The following is a 14,147-nucleotide window of genomic DNA, read 5'->3' as shown; positions in this document are numbered from 1 at the left end:
CAAACTGTATTCTATAATATACGTTCGTAATTACGAAAAGGAAGAAATTGTTTTCCGACAGGGCGATCCCGGGGTCGGTCTCTATATTGTCAAGGAGGGTACCGCAGACGTTTTCTCCGAATATGCCAACCTGACCTGCCGTAAAATCGCATCTTTATTTAAAGGTGACTTTTTTGGCGAGACCTCTCTTCTCAACGAATCTCCCCGCAGCGCAACAGTTGTCTCTTCCGATAAGACAGTTCTCTGGGGTCTTTTTAAACCCGATCTCATGAATCTGATCGATTCCGAACCGAAACTCGGTGTCCGCCTTATTTTACGTCTTTCTCAGGTTGTATCCGAACGTCTCCGTCTTGCCAACAACGCGCTGAGCAGGTTCGATCATGTTGACTAGGGTATATGTTCGTCTTGCACTTTCCGTCGTCGGTGTTTGCGTATTAATTTTTATCGCCGCGAAACTTTCGCTTCTTCTTGCTCCCTTTGCCGTTTCGTATATACTCTATTTTGTTCTCAAGCCTTTTGTCAATATGCTTGAAGAACGCAATCTCAAGCATATTTATTCCGTTATTATCGTTTTTACGGTTGCTTTTGGCTTGATCACCCTGGTTTTCATTCTATTGGTCCCCGCAATCGCTTCGGAAATTTCAAGCATTCAGGATAAGCTCGATGATTATATCGGTGTTTTTACCGAAATTTTATCAAAGTCAAAATCTTCTCTTTCGAGTTTTTCCAATGGTCTTTCGTTTCTTTTCAGTGAAAGCGACAGCATATCGAATGAAATAGAAACGAATGTCAAAAGCACCATTCTTTCTTTTGTCCGTAAAATCCCGAGCATGTTATTCACTTTTCTTCCGCTCGTTCTCTACACCACTGTCATTCCTTTTGCCACTTTCTTTTTTCTCCTCGATGATACCAAAATCAAGAAAAGAGTCATCAGCCTTATCCCGAACCGTTATTTTGAAACATCTCTTCTTCTTTTTCACAGTCTCAATCAGCAATTCGGATGGCTGTTGATGGGCATGTTTATCAGCGTGATAATAATATCGATTTTATCTTCGTTCGGGCTTTGGATTATAGGCCTTGAATATCCCATTATTGTCGGCATTTTTGCCGGTGTTTCGAATCTTATTCCGTATGTCGGGCCGGTTGTCGGAACGCTTGTCGCCTGTTTTGTCGCGGTTATGACATCGATGCCTCTCTATTATTTCGTAAAAATCATTCTTGTTTTTCTTGCTGTTAACCTTATCGATAACGTTTTTGTACAGCCGCTCGTCATGTCACGAGCTGCAAACCTTCATCCTCTCTTTGTCATTATTCTTGTTCTTTTTGGTTCAAAGTTCGGCGGTGTTCTCGGTATGCTTGTCGCCGTTCCCCTCGCAAGTCTCCTCCAGGTAATTTTCAAAATCCTTCTGGATGAATTCAAAAGACCGATAAAACCTGACTTTTTAAAGTACAAAGTTATCACGGTTGACTGTAAAGAAAAGCCCTGAATCATACCTGTATGGCACAAAAAAAGCCCCGTTCATAAACCGGGGCTTTTTTTATATATAAAGTATTTTAAATTCTTATTATGCCATGAACTCGTTTGCCACATCCACAGCTGTTGCTGCGTCCTGGGCATATCCATCTGCGCCGATCTGGTCCGCATACTGCTGGGTAAGAGGGGCACCGCCGACTATCACCTTTATCGTATCCCGTACTCCGGCTGCTTTCAGAGCGTCTATCGTATTTTTCATGGATGGCATTGTCGTTGTGAGAAGGGCGCTCATCCCGATTATCTGTGCTCCGTCTTTTGCGGCCTGAACGAATTTCTCCGGTGTGACATCTACTCCGAGATCCATGATTCTGTATCCGGCGCCTTCCATCATCATCATAACGAGATTTTTCCCGATATCATGGAGATCACCCTTGACTGTGCCTATCGCAAAAACACCTTTTGGCTGTACACCCGAATCAGCAAGAAGAGGCTTCAGTACATCCATTCCCGCGTGCATGGCACGGGCTGCTATAAGGACTTCCGGAACGTATATTTCATTCTTTTTGAAACGTTCACCAACCACGCTCATTCCGGCTATCAATCCCTTTTCAAGAATCACGGCCGCTTCAATACCCTCATTGACCGCCGCCTGTACTTTTTCTTTTACCGCCGGAGCCTGACCCTTGATAAGTGCATCGGCTATTCCCTGAAAATCAGCCATTGCCTCCTCCTGTTTTAATAATGGTACGCCCACAAGGAATCGAACCTTGAACCAACAGATTAAGAGTCTGCTGCTCTACCAATTGAGCTATGGGCGCACAAAAAAAGCTTATCTTTCGTTCAATCTTTTTCTTGTCCGTCGGTAAAAAATATCCCTTTACTGTTGGCCTGTCAATATATTTTTAACCATAAAATGGTGGCACCCCCCAGAATTGAACTGGGGACACATGGATTTTCAGTCCACTGCTCTACCTACTGAGCTAGGGTGCCACAATCAGTATTCAATACTGTTATTTTAAGTGTGTCAAGATAATGTTTTATTCGCGCTATCGCAAGAAATTTTTTCTTTTTTCATCTTTTAATGTTTGCCTTTTTATCTTGACATGGTGTGTTTTTATTTTTTAATTGATGGTGTAATATTCAATATTTTTTTACCTCTTGGGTGCTCCTTGCTCAGCTGGTTTCTCTTTTATCAAATATTTCATGTGATAACAACTCTGCTACCGACCGTATGAATAGTATTTATATCGATAAATATATGTTCTGGAATGCTTTTTTAAAAGCATTGGAAGAACGTGTCAGTGTCCACAGCTTCAATACATGGTTTAAACCACTTGTGCTTCATGACCTCAGCAACGATGTTCTTACTGTTTCCGTTCCTCAGCAGTATTATTCGAGCTGGCTTGAAGAACACTATCTTTCCCTCCTTAACTCCACAGCAACCAATTTACTTGGCAGGAATATTCTTATACGTTTTGTTGTCAGCGCTCAGGAAAACACACCCGAAGAACAGCAACTGACGGATCATGTTACCACTCATGAATCCTCATCTTCTCCGCATCACGACAGTCTTCTTGAAGAACTCAACATCAATCCGCGTTTTACATTCAATACTTTTGTTGTCGGCCATTCCAATCAGTTCGCTTATGCCGCCTCGAAAGCTGTTGCCGATGCACCCGGTCTTACCGCTTTTAATCCCCTTGTCATATACGGCGGTGTCGGTCTCGGAAAAACCCATATTCTTCAGGCAATCGCAAACAGTTACATTTCTTCTGGAAAAGCAAGCAACGACAGAGGAAAAATTATTTTTGTCTCAAGCGAAAAATTTACCATGGATTTCATTCTCTCAATTCAAAAAAATCAGACAGCACAATACTCACAGTACTACAGGGCAGCCAATATCCTTCTTGTCGACGATATACAGTTTTTCAATAATAAAGAACGAACCCAGGAGGAATTTTTTCATATCTTCAACGATCTGCACCAGAAGGGAAAGCAGATTGTCCTCACCATGGATTGTCCCCCATCACATCTCAAGGGTCTTGCGGATCGTCTTATCAATCGCTTTCAATGGGGTCTTGTAACCGATATTCAGCCCCCCGATTTTGAAACCCGAGTCGCCATTCTTAAAAAGAAAGCTGAAAACGACGGCGTCGAGCTCGATAATGCAATCGCCGATTTCATTGCAAGTAACATTACCGCAAATATCCGTGAGCTCGAGGGGTCTCTTATCCGTCTCCTTGCATATTCTTCCCTTCATGGTACTGATATTTCCCTTCAGATGGCTTCTGACATACTCGGTGATACCTTCAGAAAAACATCACGTACCATATCGATAGAATCTATCCAGAAACTGATTTCTCATCACTTTTCTTTATCACCTGATCTCATCATTGGAGAATCGAGAAGAAAAGAGGTTGCAAACGCCCGTCACATTGCAATGTATCTCTGCAAACAGCTTACATCCTCCTCGCTCAAGACCATCGGTCTCAATTTTGGCAATCGCGATCATTCAACAGTCATACATTCAATCCATCTCGTAGAAAAGAAAATGAACTCGGAACCCGCCTTCTTAAAACTCATTCAGGACCTCACCAACCAGACAAAAAATGCTTTCTGACCCTTTCTCTTCCTCTCCAGATATTATAAAGTATTCAACCTCTATACTTTTTCTTATGTATAAAATATATTATTTTATGTAGTAATACTAGAGGTGTTGATAGTGTTAACTACTTTTTATCTCACATATTTTACAATTATTTAACGTGTATTTATTTTCAACATTTTTTACCATGACTGTTCACTGTATCCATCGATTTTGCTGTTGTTTTACAGTACAAAAAATTGTTCTGTTGAAAACTGCGGTTTTATCAACATTTTCTTAAAAACTTCTCAGACATATTTAAATGGTAAAATGAATGAAAAAAATCATTAAAAAATGAGGCATAAGCACATATTTTGCTTGAATTACAATATAGTATACTATATATTGTATATAAACATCTTTTACAAGGAGATTACCAGTGAAGGTTATAATTGGTAGAAATGAGCTTTTTGAAGGTCTACAACATGTTTTTAATGTTGTTCCTCAAAAACCAACCTTGCCTGTTCTAACCAATTTTCTCATCAGGGTTTCTGATGGAAGTATGTCGATTTCCGGAACTGACATGGATATTGCCATAACGACGGTTATCGACTGTACCACAGAAGGAGAGGGAGCTGTCACAGTCAATGCAAAACGATTGATCAATATTATTCGCGAGCTCCCCGAAGAAGATATCACATTGACCATCGATGGAGAACGTATCGGAGTCAGCTTTTCCCGTGGCGAATCCGTAATCATGGGTATGTCCTCTTCCGATTATCCCGCTTTGAAGGAAACTGTCGAGGGTATAACCACGACTCTGTCAGGAGCTGATTTTGTTGAAATGGTTGACAAAACGGGATTTTCAGTCGCTGTCGACAGAACGAGGCTTTCACTCACCGGTGTTTTCTGGCAGATAGCTTCCGACAAGACAACGATGGTTTCAACGGATGGTCACCGTCTCTCCCTTTCAAGCAGAAAACTGCCGCTCGATGTTTCTCAGGAAGCGGAAGCCATAGTTCCGCCAAAAGCGCTTAATCAGGCGGCCAGGATGATAGCGGCGGGAATCGAGTTGCGGAAGGTTGTTTTCGGTGATGGCATCATTCTTTTTGATTTTCCAAAAACAATTATATTTTCAAAGCTTATAGAGGGACCATACCCTAATTTCATGCAGGTTATCCCGGCCAATAACTCGAAGCACGTTTTCGTTTCCACCGAATTGCTCTCTGCTGCGGTACGAAGGGTTTCCGTTCTTTCCAATACCATTACACACCAGATAAAGCTCTCCATAACACCCGGTTCCATGGAGCTTTCCACCACAAATGCCGATATCGGAGGAGAAGCCAGGGAAAATCTTCAGGTACGGTATGACGGTGAACCGATAACGGTCGGGTACAATGCTTCTTTTCTTCAGGAAATACTGAGGAAAATCGAAACCGAGGAATCTGTTCTCGATCTGGAGCTTCCCAATGCCGCGGGCATCATAAAACCTGTCGGTCTCGATGAATCACTGGAATATATATATCTCATCATGCCGTTGAGAATAAACGAGTGATCATGAAACAGTCTCCTGTCAGGTTCAGAAAGGCGAACCCTTTAAATATTTCGGATGTAATTGGATCGGTTGTGAAAGAGCTCCACTGTGAGGCCGATCTGCATTTTGAACAGGTAAAAAAACAGTGGGAGAACATAGTTGGCTCAGCAAATGCAAAAAATACACGGCCTGTGTCGCTTGTTAAGGGAGTTCTCACCATAGCTGTCTCTTCTCCCGTATGGCTGACACAGTCCCTTTTTTATAAGTCGTCGTTTATAAAGAAAGTCAATAATTACAATCCGGTCAGTGACTTTATCATTTTTGATATTAAATTCGTTCTCGATAAATCCCAATAGGAGTACAGTGTGAGCACCGAAAATATAGAAATCGATAATTATAATACCGATGATTATAATGCGGACAATATTCAGGTCCTCAAAGGACTCGAGGCAGTCCGTAAACGACCAGCCATGTATATCGGCTCGACTGGGATTTCCGGCCTCAATCATATGCTCTACGAGGTCATCGATAATTCGATAGACGAAGCGATGGCTGGGGTCTGCAAGACCATAAAGATCACCATACATTCGGATGGTATTGCCGAGGTGGAGGACGATGGCCGCGGTATTCCGACCGATATCCATGCAATCGAGAAAAGGCCGGCCCTCGAGGTTGTCATGACCACGCTTCATGCCGGCGGTAAGTTCGACGGGAAATCGTACAAGGTATCGGGCGGTCTCCATGGTGTGGGTGTCTCCGTCGTTAATGCCCTTTCGGAGTATTGCGAGGTTGAAACCTGGCACAGCGGAAAAGTGTATTATCAGGTATACGAGCGGGGTGTTCCGAAAGGTGACATGGAGTGCCGCGGAGACAAGAAGGGCCACGGAACCATCGTGCGGTTCAGGCCGGACGCCACAGTCTTTGAAACCACTGAATTCTCGCACGATATAATTGTCAACCGCCTTCGCGAGCTCGCTTTCCTCAACAAGGGTCTCAAGATCGACTTTTTTGATGAACGCAAGGGGAAAAATCATACGTTCAAGTTCGATGGCGGCATTATCGAATTTGTCAAGTACCTCAATACCAACAAGGCGGTCATCCATAACGATCCGATCTATTTTATCGCGAATGCCGGCGATGTTTCCATTGAAATCGCCATGCAGTACAACGAGTCGTATATTGAAACAATCTTCAGTTTCGCCAATAACATCAACACGACTGAAGGCGGGACGCATCTTATCGGTTTCAAGACCGGTCTCACACGCTCGGTCAATTCATACTCCCTCAAAAATGACCTTTTCAAGGGATTGAAGGGAGCCCTTCCAACCGGCGACGATATCCGTGAGGGTCTCACGGCTGTCATATCGGTCAAGCTTCCCAATCCCCAGTTCGAGGGCCAGACAAAGACCAAGCTCGGCAATTCCGAGATCAAGGGTATGGTCGAGTCCCTTGTCGGCGAGGGACTCGGCACCGCTTTTGAAGAGAATCCCCAGGTTATCAGGAGGATCGTCACAAAATGTCTCGAAGCCTTCCGTGCCCGTGAAGCCGCCCGTAAAGCCCGTGACCTCACCCGCCGGAAGAGCGCGCTCGACAACGCGAATCTGCCCGGCAAACTCGCCGACTGCTCGATAAAGGACCCTGAGTCCTGCGAGCTTTATATCGTCGAGGGAGACTCGGCAGGCGGTTCGGCAAAACAGGGCCGTGACAGGCGTTTCCAGGCAATTCTCCCGATCAAGGGAAAAATTCTGAATGTGGAAAAAACCCGTCTCGACCGGATTCTGAACTCCGATGAGATCAGGACGATCATCACTGCGATCGGAACCGGAATTGGCAAGGAAGATTTTGATATATCCAGCACCCGTTACCATAAGATTATCATCATGACGGATGCCGATGTGGATGGTTCCCATATCAGAACGCTCCTCATGACCTTTTTCTACCGGTATATGCCTTTACTGATCGAGCACGGGTATCTCTACATAGCCCAGCCGCCTCTGTACAGGCTCAAGAAAGGCAAGCAGGAATGGTATGTGACGGAACAGAAGGACTATGACCGGTTTATCCTTGAAAACGGCATCGGGCGGACAAAAGTGATACCGGACGGAAACGGTACGGTTTACTCGGGAGTACGGCTGCTCGAACTCATGGAAAAACTGTTCCGGTTTAAATACAACTACGATAAATGTATAAAGATCGGCTTCCCGAAGCCGCTTCTCGACAGTCTCCTCGAAATCAGGGAATTCTGCTCCTGTCATTTCGATGACTCGGCGACCGCGCTTCCTACGATTCAGAAGGCTGTTCTGTCCGCGGGATTCACCGTTGATTCCATTAACAAGGTTTATTCCGTTGAAACTACCTCGGAAGGCGTTGAAACCAGCGCTGAAGGTGTCGAAACCAAAGCTCCGGTTCTCGGCGAACCGTTCGAGAATGACGATACGGAGAGGGTAATCAGCGATTACTCGATCACTGTGGCCGGAACGGTCAACGGGCAGTATATCGAATACGAAATGTTCAAGAACACGCTCTCCTCCATAGATTTTCTCAATATGTCCGAACTCAAGAAATCCATCAGGGTTATCGAGCGTTTCCCGGTTGCTATCGAGGATGGCGATTCCGAAAGAGAGGAGGTCAGGAGCCTCGACGAGCTCGTTGACTCCGCCCACCGTCTCGGCCGCAAGGGACTCACTGTGCAGCGCTACAAGGGTCTTGGCGAAATGAATCCGGAGCAGCTCTGGTCCACGACCATGAATCCGGAGACACGCACCCTGTACCGTGTCGACCTTGAGGATGTTGTCGAAGCCGACCGTATTTTTACCGTTCTCATGGGCGGCGAAGTCGAGCCGAGGCGCAAATTCATCCAGGAAAACGCATTCAATGTCAGAAACCTGGATGTGTGATTTGGAATCCGATCAATATTCACGGAGTATAACTATATCTCATGTTTGAAAACACAACTATATCGGATAAATTCTCACCGTCCGAATATATCGTTGTTTTCCCCGGTGATTGCTTGGAATTGTTAAAAACGATTCCCGATGAGTCGCTGCATCTTGTTGTAACATCACCACCCTACAACATCGGGAAGGAATATGAAAAGCGGCTCAAACTGGAAACGTACTTAGAACAGCAGGAGAAGGTGATAAGGGAGTGCGTACGGTGTCTTTCTCCGCGGGGAAGTATATGCTGGCAGGTCGGAAACTTCGTTGAAAATGGTTCTATTATTCCTCTCGATACCGTGCTCTACCCGATCTTCTCAAGCCTTGGTCTGAGAATGAGGAACCGGATAATCTGGCACTTTGAACATGGGATGCATTGCAGTCTTCGATTTTCGGGGCGTTATGAGACAATCGTATGGTTCACGAAGACAGATGATTTTGTATTTAATCTCGATCCGGTAAGAGTACCGCAGAAATATCCCGGAAAGAAGTATTTCAGAGGTCCGAACGCGGGAAAATACTCGTGCAATCCTCTTGGGAAAAATCCCGGTGATGTGTGGATTATCCCGAATGTCAAGAGCAACCATGTAGAAAAAACAAATCATCCGTGTCAATTCCCGGTCGAGTTGATCGAACGCTTGGTGCTTTCGATGACCAATGAGAATGACTGGGTGTTTGATCCTTTTCTCGGCACCGGGACATCGATAATAGCGGCAATTCGCCATAATCGCCGCGGAGCAGGAGCAGAGACTGTCCGGAAATATTGTACATTAGCCCGGCAAAGAATTGATTTTGAGATTGCCGGCGTATTGAAAACACGGCCTATGAACAAACCGGTGTATGATCCCCATGAAGCGGGAAACAGGCTTACCGCTGCTCCCTGGACAAATCAGGGAAGTTCCGAACAAATTCTTCTTTTTCAGGGCCAGGCGGAAAAGGAAAAGGGAACCCTGCGATGAAGATCATCGAGACGTATTCCCATTTGAACGGTCTTGAATTCCTGCTTGTTCATAAACGCTCACTATGGAAAGAAATCCGGTCGGTAATCGCGGCGGTGGAAGCCGGGAAATGCAAAACGAAAGTATCGAAAGAAAAGACAATGAAGGGGAAACTGCTTTACAGCCCAATTGCCATGAATGCTGCCTTCAAAGTATTGCTCCACAAAAAAGTATGGGAAGAAAGCAGGGTTGGTTATTGGGTGACAAAAAGCGAAAAGCTTATCCGGAAAACATTGACAATGCCACCTGAAGAACAAAAAAAGGAAATCGTTGAATCCGGTGAGGAACCCATATACAGTTACAACCAGACTGATTTCATCAAAGACCGTGTGGCGGTCGAGGTGCAATTCGGGAAATACGCCTTTGTCGCCTACGATCTTTTTGTCAAACATCTTGCTTTCTACATCGGTGATAAAATCGACGTGGGCATAGAAATTCTCCCTATGAAATCGCTCCAGTCGCAGATGAGTTCGGGTGTCCCCTATTATGAGGGAGAATTATACAATGTTGTGAGACAGGGACGCGGTGTTCCTGCGGTGCCGCTTGTGATCGTAGGGATTGAACCATAACAAAACAGTAATTTCATCTCCGGATAATTCTTCGGGGATCGGGCGCATGACAACATCATCTTAATGATATTGAAACCTTGAATTATTCCATGAAAACGACCCATACCTGCATCATTGGCGATTCCCGGAGGATGATCGAACTGCCTGATTCATCCGTCCACCTTGTCGTAACCTCTCCGCCATACTGGCAGCTGAAAGACTACGGCGCCGAGAACCAGATCGGATTCCACCATTCGTACGAAGAGTATATCAACAATCTCAACCTCGTGTGGAACGAGTGCAGCCGTGTGTTGCATCCCGGATGCAGGATGGTGGTGAATATCGGCGATCAGTTTGCCAGAATGGTCAATTATGGCAGGTATAAGGTCATTCCGATACGGACTGAGATAATCAAGTTCTGCGAATCGGTCGGTTTCGATTACATGGGGGCGATAATCTGGCAGAAAAAGACCACCAAGAATACAACCGGCGGCGCCACGGTGATGGGATCGTATCCTTATCCGCGAAACGGAATCATCGAGATAGATTACGAGTTTATCCTGATTTTCAAAAAGCCGGGGAATCCTCCGAAGGTAAGCAGGGAAAGAAAAGAACAGTCGGTCATATCGAAAGAAAAATGGAAGGAATACTTTTCCGGACACTGGTATTTCAACGGAGTATGGCAGTATGGTCATATCGCAATGTTCCCGGTCGAGCTGCCGAAGCGGGCGATCGAGATGTTCACATTTGTCGGCGATATGGTGCTCGATCCTTTTTCAGGCAGTGGAACGACATCGGCGGCGGCGATTGCAGCCGGCAGAAATTCGGTCGGCTATGAAATACATGAGGATTTTCTTCCTGTCATACAGGAAAAGATACTGAGTCTGAAAAATGATGTCACCGATGATTTTGTGTTCGATGTAAAAAAACAGGATGTGAAAAATATCGATTGGCAAAGCGAAATTCGGAAACTGCCATACATTTTTACCGATCCGGTCAGATTCGATAAAAAAATAGATCCGAATACAATGAATTACGGCTCCAGAATCAGCGTAAACGATACGGTATCGGGAGTAGAGAGAGAAGATTACTATACAGTCAAAGAAATTCTGGATACGAACCTTATCAAAGTGAACAATGACCTCGTCATACGTCTCCTCGGTGTAAAACCCAGATCGGATGTATCGAAAACAGCGAAAGACTTTTTACGAAACAAGATTTTAAAACGCCGGATTTATCTGAAATACGATGAGCCGAAATACGATGTTAAACATAACCTTCTTGCGTATGTCTATATGAAAAACAAAACATTTATCAACGCCCATCTGTTAAAAAAAGGATTTGCCGAAGTGGATGGGGAATTCCCTTTCAGGTATCGTTCAAAATTTGACAGTATTGTAGAAATGTAAAAAAATGCGAGATAAAACACTTTACCGGGCATGTGAAAAAGATACTTTATCACCCTACCCAATAAGTTTATTCCCAAAGGAGCTTCGATGTTAGGAAAGCAGGAAAAGATAATCCCCATAGATATTCAGGACGAAATGCAGACCTCCTACATGGACTATTCCATGTCGGTGATCATATCACGGGCGCTGCCGGATGTCCGTGATGGTCTCAAGCCGTCCCAGCGCCGCATCCTGACAGCCATGAACGACCTCAACCTCACTCCGGGGCGTGCGCACAGGAAATGCGCGAAAATCGCCGGCGATACCTCGGGTAATTATCATCCGCACGGCGAGCAGGTCATCTATCCGACTCTTGTCCGAATGGCGCAGGATTTCAACATGCGCTATCCGCTCGTGGACGGCCAGGGAAACTTCGGGTCGATAGACGGCGACGGCGCGGCGGCGATGCGGTACACCGAGGCGCGCATGACCCATGCGACGATGGAAATGCTCATGGACCTCGACAAGGAGACCGTCAGCCATTCTCCGAACTATGACGAGACCCTCATGATGCCCGATGTGCTCCCGGGTAAATTTCCCAACCTGCTCTGCAACGGCTCCTCCGGTATAGCCGTGGGCATGGCGACCAACATTCCGCCCCATAACCTCGGCGAGGTCGTGGATGCCTGCAAGGCCTTCATCGATGATCCTTCCATTACGCCGCGCCAGATAATGGCGTATCTCAAGGGACCGGACTTTCCCACCGGCGGTATCATTTACGGCCGCAGGGGAATTGTCGAAGCGTACGAGACGGGACGAGGCAAGATAACCCTCCGCGCCCGTGCCAATATCGAATCCCTTCCCAATGACCGTGAGCGTATCGTCGTCACCGAGATTCCCTACATGGTCAACAAGTCGAACCTGCTCGAAAAGATCGCCGATCTCGTCCGTACAAAGACGATTGAGGGAATTTCCGATCTCAGGGACGAGTCCGACCGTGACGGCATGCGGATTGTGATCGAGCTGAAAAAGGATTCGTTTCCCGAAGTAGTGCTCAACATGCTCTACAAGCATACCCAGCTCTCCGGTTCTTTCGGCATAATCAACCTTGCCCTCGTGGAAAACCAGCCGAAAGTCATGTCGATCACCGAAATGATCCGTCACTACATCGTACACCGTCAGGAGGTTGTGATCCGCCGGACAAAGTTCGAGCTGAACAAGGCCGAGGAGCGCGCCCATATACTCGAAGGACTCAAAATAGCGCTCGACAACATCGAGGCGGTCATCAAGCTTATCAGGGAGTCGGAGAACACCGAGCTCGCCAAGGAAGGGCTCATGAGCGTGTTCGGTCTTTCGGCCAGGCAGGCGCAGGCTATTCTCGACATGAGAATGCGGACCCTTACCGGCCTCGAACGTCAGAAAATAGAGGATGAATACCTCCAGCTTATCGAGCTCATGGAGCGGCTCCGCAATATACTCAGCTCCCGTGCGCTCAGGATGGAAATCATCAAGGAGGAGCTCGAATCCCTCAAGCTGAAATACGGCGATGCACGGCGGTCGGATATCATCGACGAATCGGACGACATAGAGATCGAGGACCTCATCGCCGAAGAGGACATGGTGGTCACCATTTCACACCAGGGCTACATCAAGCGCATTCCCATCAGCACCTATCACCGTCAGCGCCGCGGCGGCAAGGGAATCACCGGTATGGGCACGAAAGAGGAAGATTTTGTCAAGAGCCTCTTTGTAGCCTCGACTCACTCCTATATTCTCTTCTTTACGAATTTCGGCAGGTGCTACTGGCTCAAGGTGTTCGAGCTGCCGCAGGGAGGACGCGCGGCTCGCGGCAGACCGATAGTCAACATGCTCGATCTTCAGAAAGATGAAAAGATCGCCGCATTTCTTTCCGTCCGTGAATTCAACGAGGAACAGTATGTGCTCATGGTGACGAGAAAGGGGCTTGTCAAGAAAACATCCCTGATCGAGTATTCACGGCCAAGACGGAACGGTATCAACGCCATAAACATACTCGATGAGGATGCGCTCATCGATGCCTCTCTCACAAACGGTAAACAGGAAATCGTCATCCAGACACGGGATGGCATGGCGATACGGTTCAAGGAAAGCGAAATCCGCCCTGTCGGACGCACATCTCAGGGTGTGATCGGCATCAGGCTCGAAAAGGATGACATTGTCGTCGGCATGGTTGCGGTCGCCCATCCCAATGCAACGCTCCTTGTTGTCTGCGAGAACGGGTACGGCAAGCGGACCGATCTCGATGCCTACCGTCTCACTCACCGCGGCGGGAAAGGGATCATTTCCATCAAGACAAGCACCCGTAATGGCGGCGCTGTCTGCATGATGGAGGTGGTCAATGACGACGAGCTCATCATTGTCACTTCGGGCGGGATACTCATCAGGCTCCCGATTGTGGACATTCGCACGATCGGCCGTGTGACCCAGGGTGTCCGTCTCATTAATCTCAATTCGGAAGATACTGTCGTCGATGTGGCGCGTGTCCCCGCCGGTGAAAACGAGGATATCGATGATCTCGGCGAAATGGACGAGGGAGAGGACGAAAACGGGTTCGGAACCGCCGACAAGGGTGATGAATCGACGGATGATGAAGTGTGATAGTCTCCCTTTCCATACATTTCATTTGATCTGATGACAGTGCAGGGG

Annotated in this window: 11 protein-coding genes and 2 tRNA genes; 10 read left to right on the top strand and 3 right to left on the bottom strand. The window is 46.6% G+C overall.

Annotation, left to right across the window (positions count from 1 at the left end; genetic code table 11):
• Both LLG96_18055 and LLG96_18050 read left to right on the top strand, forming a co-directional pair.
• Positions 1–391 (top strand): cyclic nucleotide-binding domain-containing protein (locus tag LLG96_18055; GenBank protein MCE5252109.1); only part of this gene is annotated, 391 nt, incomplete at its 5' end.
• The gene (locus LLG96_18050; protein MCE5252108.1) at positions 381–1,487 is read left to right on the top strand and encodes an AI-2E family transporter; all 1,107 of its coding nucleotides are present in this window, start codon (positions 381–383) and stop codon (positions 1,485–1,487) included. The genes LLG96_18055 and LLG96_18050, both read left to right, overlap by 11 nt.
• Before the next feature lie 78 nt (positions 1,488–1,565).
• Here LLG96_18050 and LLG96_18045 read toward each other — a convergent pair whose 3' ends face one another.
• The 3 genes from LLG96_18045 to LLG96_18035 form a co-directional block, all read right to left on the bottom strand.
• Positions 1,566–2,195 (bottom strand): corrinoid protein, encoded by a 630-nt coding sequence (locus LLG96_18045; GenBank protein MCE5252107.1) that lies wholly within the window; start codon positions 2,193–2,195, stop codon positions 1,566–1,568.
• A gap of 21 nt (positions 2,196–2,216) precedes the next feature.
• Positions 2,217–2,292 (bottom strand) — tRNA-Lys (locus tag LLG96_18040).
• 96 nt (positions 2,293–2,388) lie between these two features.
• Positions 2,389–2,464, bottom strand: a tRNA-Phe gene (locus LLG96_18035).
• Positions 2,465–2,732: 268 nt separating this feature from the next.
• On the opposite strand from LLG96_18035, the gene dnaA reads away from it, so the two are divergent.
• The 8 genes from dnaA (at position 2,733) to gyrA (ending at position 14,099) form a co-directional block, all read left to right on the top strand.
• The gene (gene dnaA / locus LLG96_18030) at positions 2,733–4,094 is read left to right on the top strand and encodes a chromosomal replication initiator protein DnaA (protein MCE5252106.1); all 1,362 of its coding nucleotides are present in this window, start codon (positions 2,733–2,735) and stop codon (positions 4,092–4,094) included.
• A 403-nt stretch (positions 4,095–4,497) separates the two neighbouring features.
• Complete coding sequence (gene dnaN, locus LLG96_18025; protein ID MCE5252105.1) at positions 4,498–5,613, top strand: DNA polymerase III subunit beta; 1,116 nt, start codon at positions 4,498–4,500, stop codon at positions 5,611–5,613.
• A gap of 2 nt (positions 5,614–5,615) precedes the next feature.
• Entirely contained in the window at positions 5,616–5,948 is a 333-nt protein-coding gene (locus LLG96_18020; protein MCE5252104.1) for a DUF721 domain-containing protein, read from the top strand.
• A gap of 9 nt (positions 5,949–5,957) precedes the next feature.
• On the top strand, positions 5,958–8,489 hold the full coding sequence (gyrB, locus tag LLG96_18015) for a DNA topoisomerase (ATP-hydrolyzing) subunit B (protein ID MCE5252103.1): 2,532 nt from the start codon (positions 5,958–5,960) through the stop codon (positions 8,487–8,489).
• Positions 8,490–8,530: 41 nt separating this feature from the next.
• A complete protein-coding gene (locus LLG96_18010) occupies positions 8,531–9,487 on the top strand; it encodes a site-specific DNA-methyltransferase (GenBank protein ID MCE5252102.1) in 957 nt (318 codons plus the stop codon).
• On the top strand, positions 9,484–10,095 hold the full coding sequence (locus tag LLG96_18005) for a restriction endonuclease (GenBank protein MCE5252101.1): 612 nt from the start codon (positions 9,484–9,486) through the stop codon (positions 10,093–10,095). Before LLG96_18010 ends, LLG96_18005 begins: the two co-directional genes overlap by 4 nt.
• 89 nt (positions 10,096–10,184) lie before the next feature.
• The gene (locus LLG96_18000; GenBank protein MCE5252100.1) at positions 10,185–11,483 is read left to right on the top strand and encodes a thermonuclease family protein; all 1,299 of its coding nucleotides are present in this window, start codon (positions 10,185–10,187) and stop codon (positions 11,481–11,483) included.
• Between the two features lie 87 nt (positions 11,484–11,570).
• Complete coding sequence (gene gyrA / locus LLG96_17995) at positions 11,571–14,099, top strand: DNA gyrase subunit A (protein MCE5252099.1); 2,529 nt, start codon at positions 11,571–11,573, stop codon at positions 14,097–14,099.
• The last annotated feature ends 48 nt before the right edge of the window (positions 14,100–14,147 follow it).

The sequence above is a fragment of the bacterium genome, assembly GCA_021372535.1.
In the GTDB taxonomy this organism is placed as follows: domain Bacteria; phylum Latescibacterota; class Latescibacteria; order Latescibacterales; family Latescibacteraceae; genus JAFGMP01.
The sequence above is the reverse complement of the archived record's forward strand: the minus strand, read 5'-3'. Positions and strand labels throughout refer to the sequence as shown.

Excerpts from the sequence above, each read along its gene's own strand:
- LLG96_18005 (MCE5252101.1), top strand. The coding sequence starts at position 9,484 with ATGAAGATCATCGAGACGTATTCCCATTTGAACGGTCTTGAATTCCTG.
- LLG96_18010 (MCE5252102.1), top strand. The coding sequence starts at position 8,531 with ATGTTTGAAAACACAACTATATCGGATAAATTCTCACCGTCCGAATAT.
- LLG96_18045 (MCE5252107.1), bottom strand. The coding sequence starts at position 2,195 with ATGGCTGATTTTCAGGGAATAGCCGATGCACTTATCAAGGGTCAGGCT.
- LLG96_18000 (MCE5252100.1), top strand. The coding sequence starts at position 10,185 with ATGAAAACGACCCATACCTGCATCATTGGCGATTCCCGGAGGATGATC.
- LLG96_18020 (MCE5252104.1), top strand. The coding sequence starts at position 5,616 with ATGAAACAGTCTCCTGTCAGGTTCAGAAAGGCGAACCCTTTAAATATT.
- LLG96_18050 (MCE5252108.1), top strand. The coding sequence starts at position 381 with ATGTTGACTAGGGTATATGTTCGTCTTGCACTTTCCGTCGTCGGTGTT.
- dnaA (MCE5252106.1), top strand. The coding sequence starts at position 2,733 with ATGTTCTGGAATGCTTTTTTAAAAGCATTGGAAGAACGTGTCAGTGTC.
- gyrA (MCE5252099.1), top strand. The coding sequence starts at position 11,571 with ATGTTAGGAAAGCAGGAAAAGATAATCCCCATAGATATTCAGGACGAA.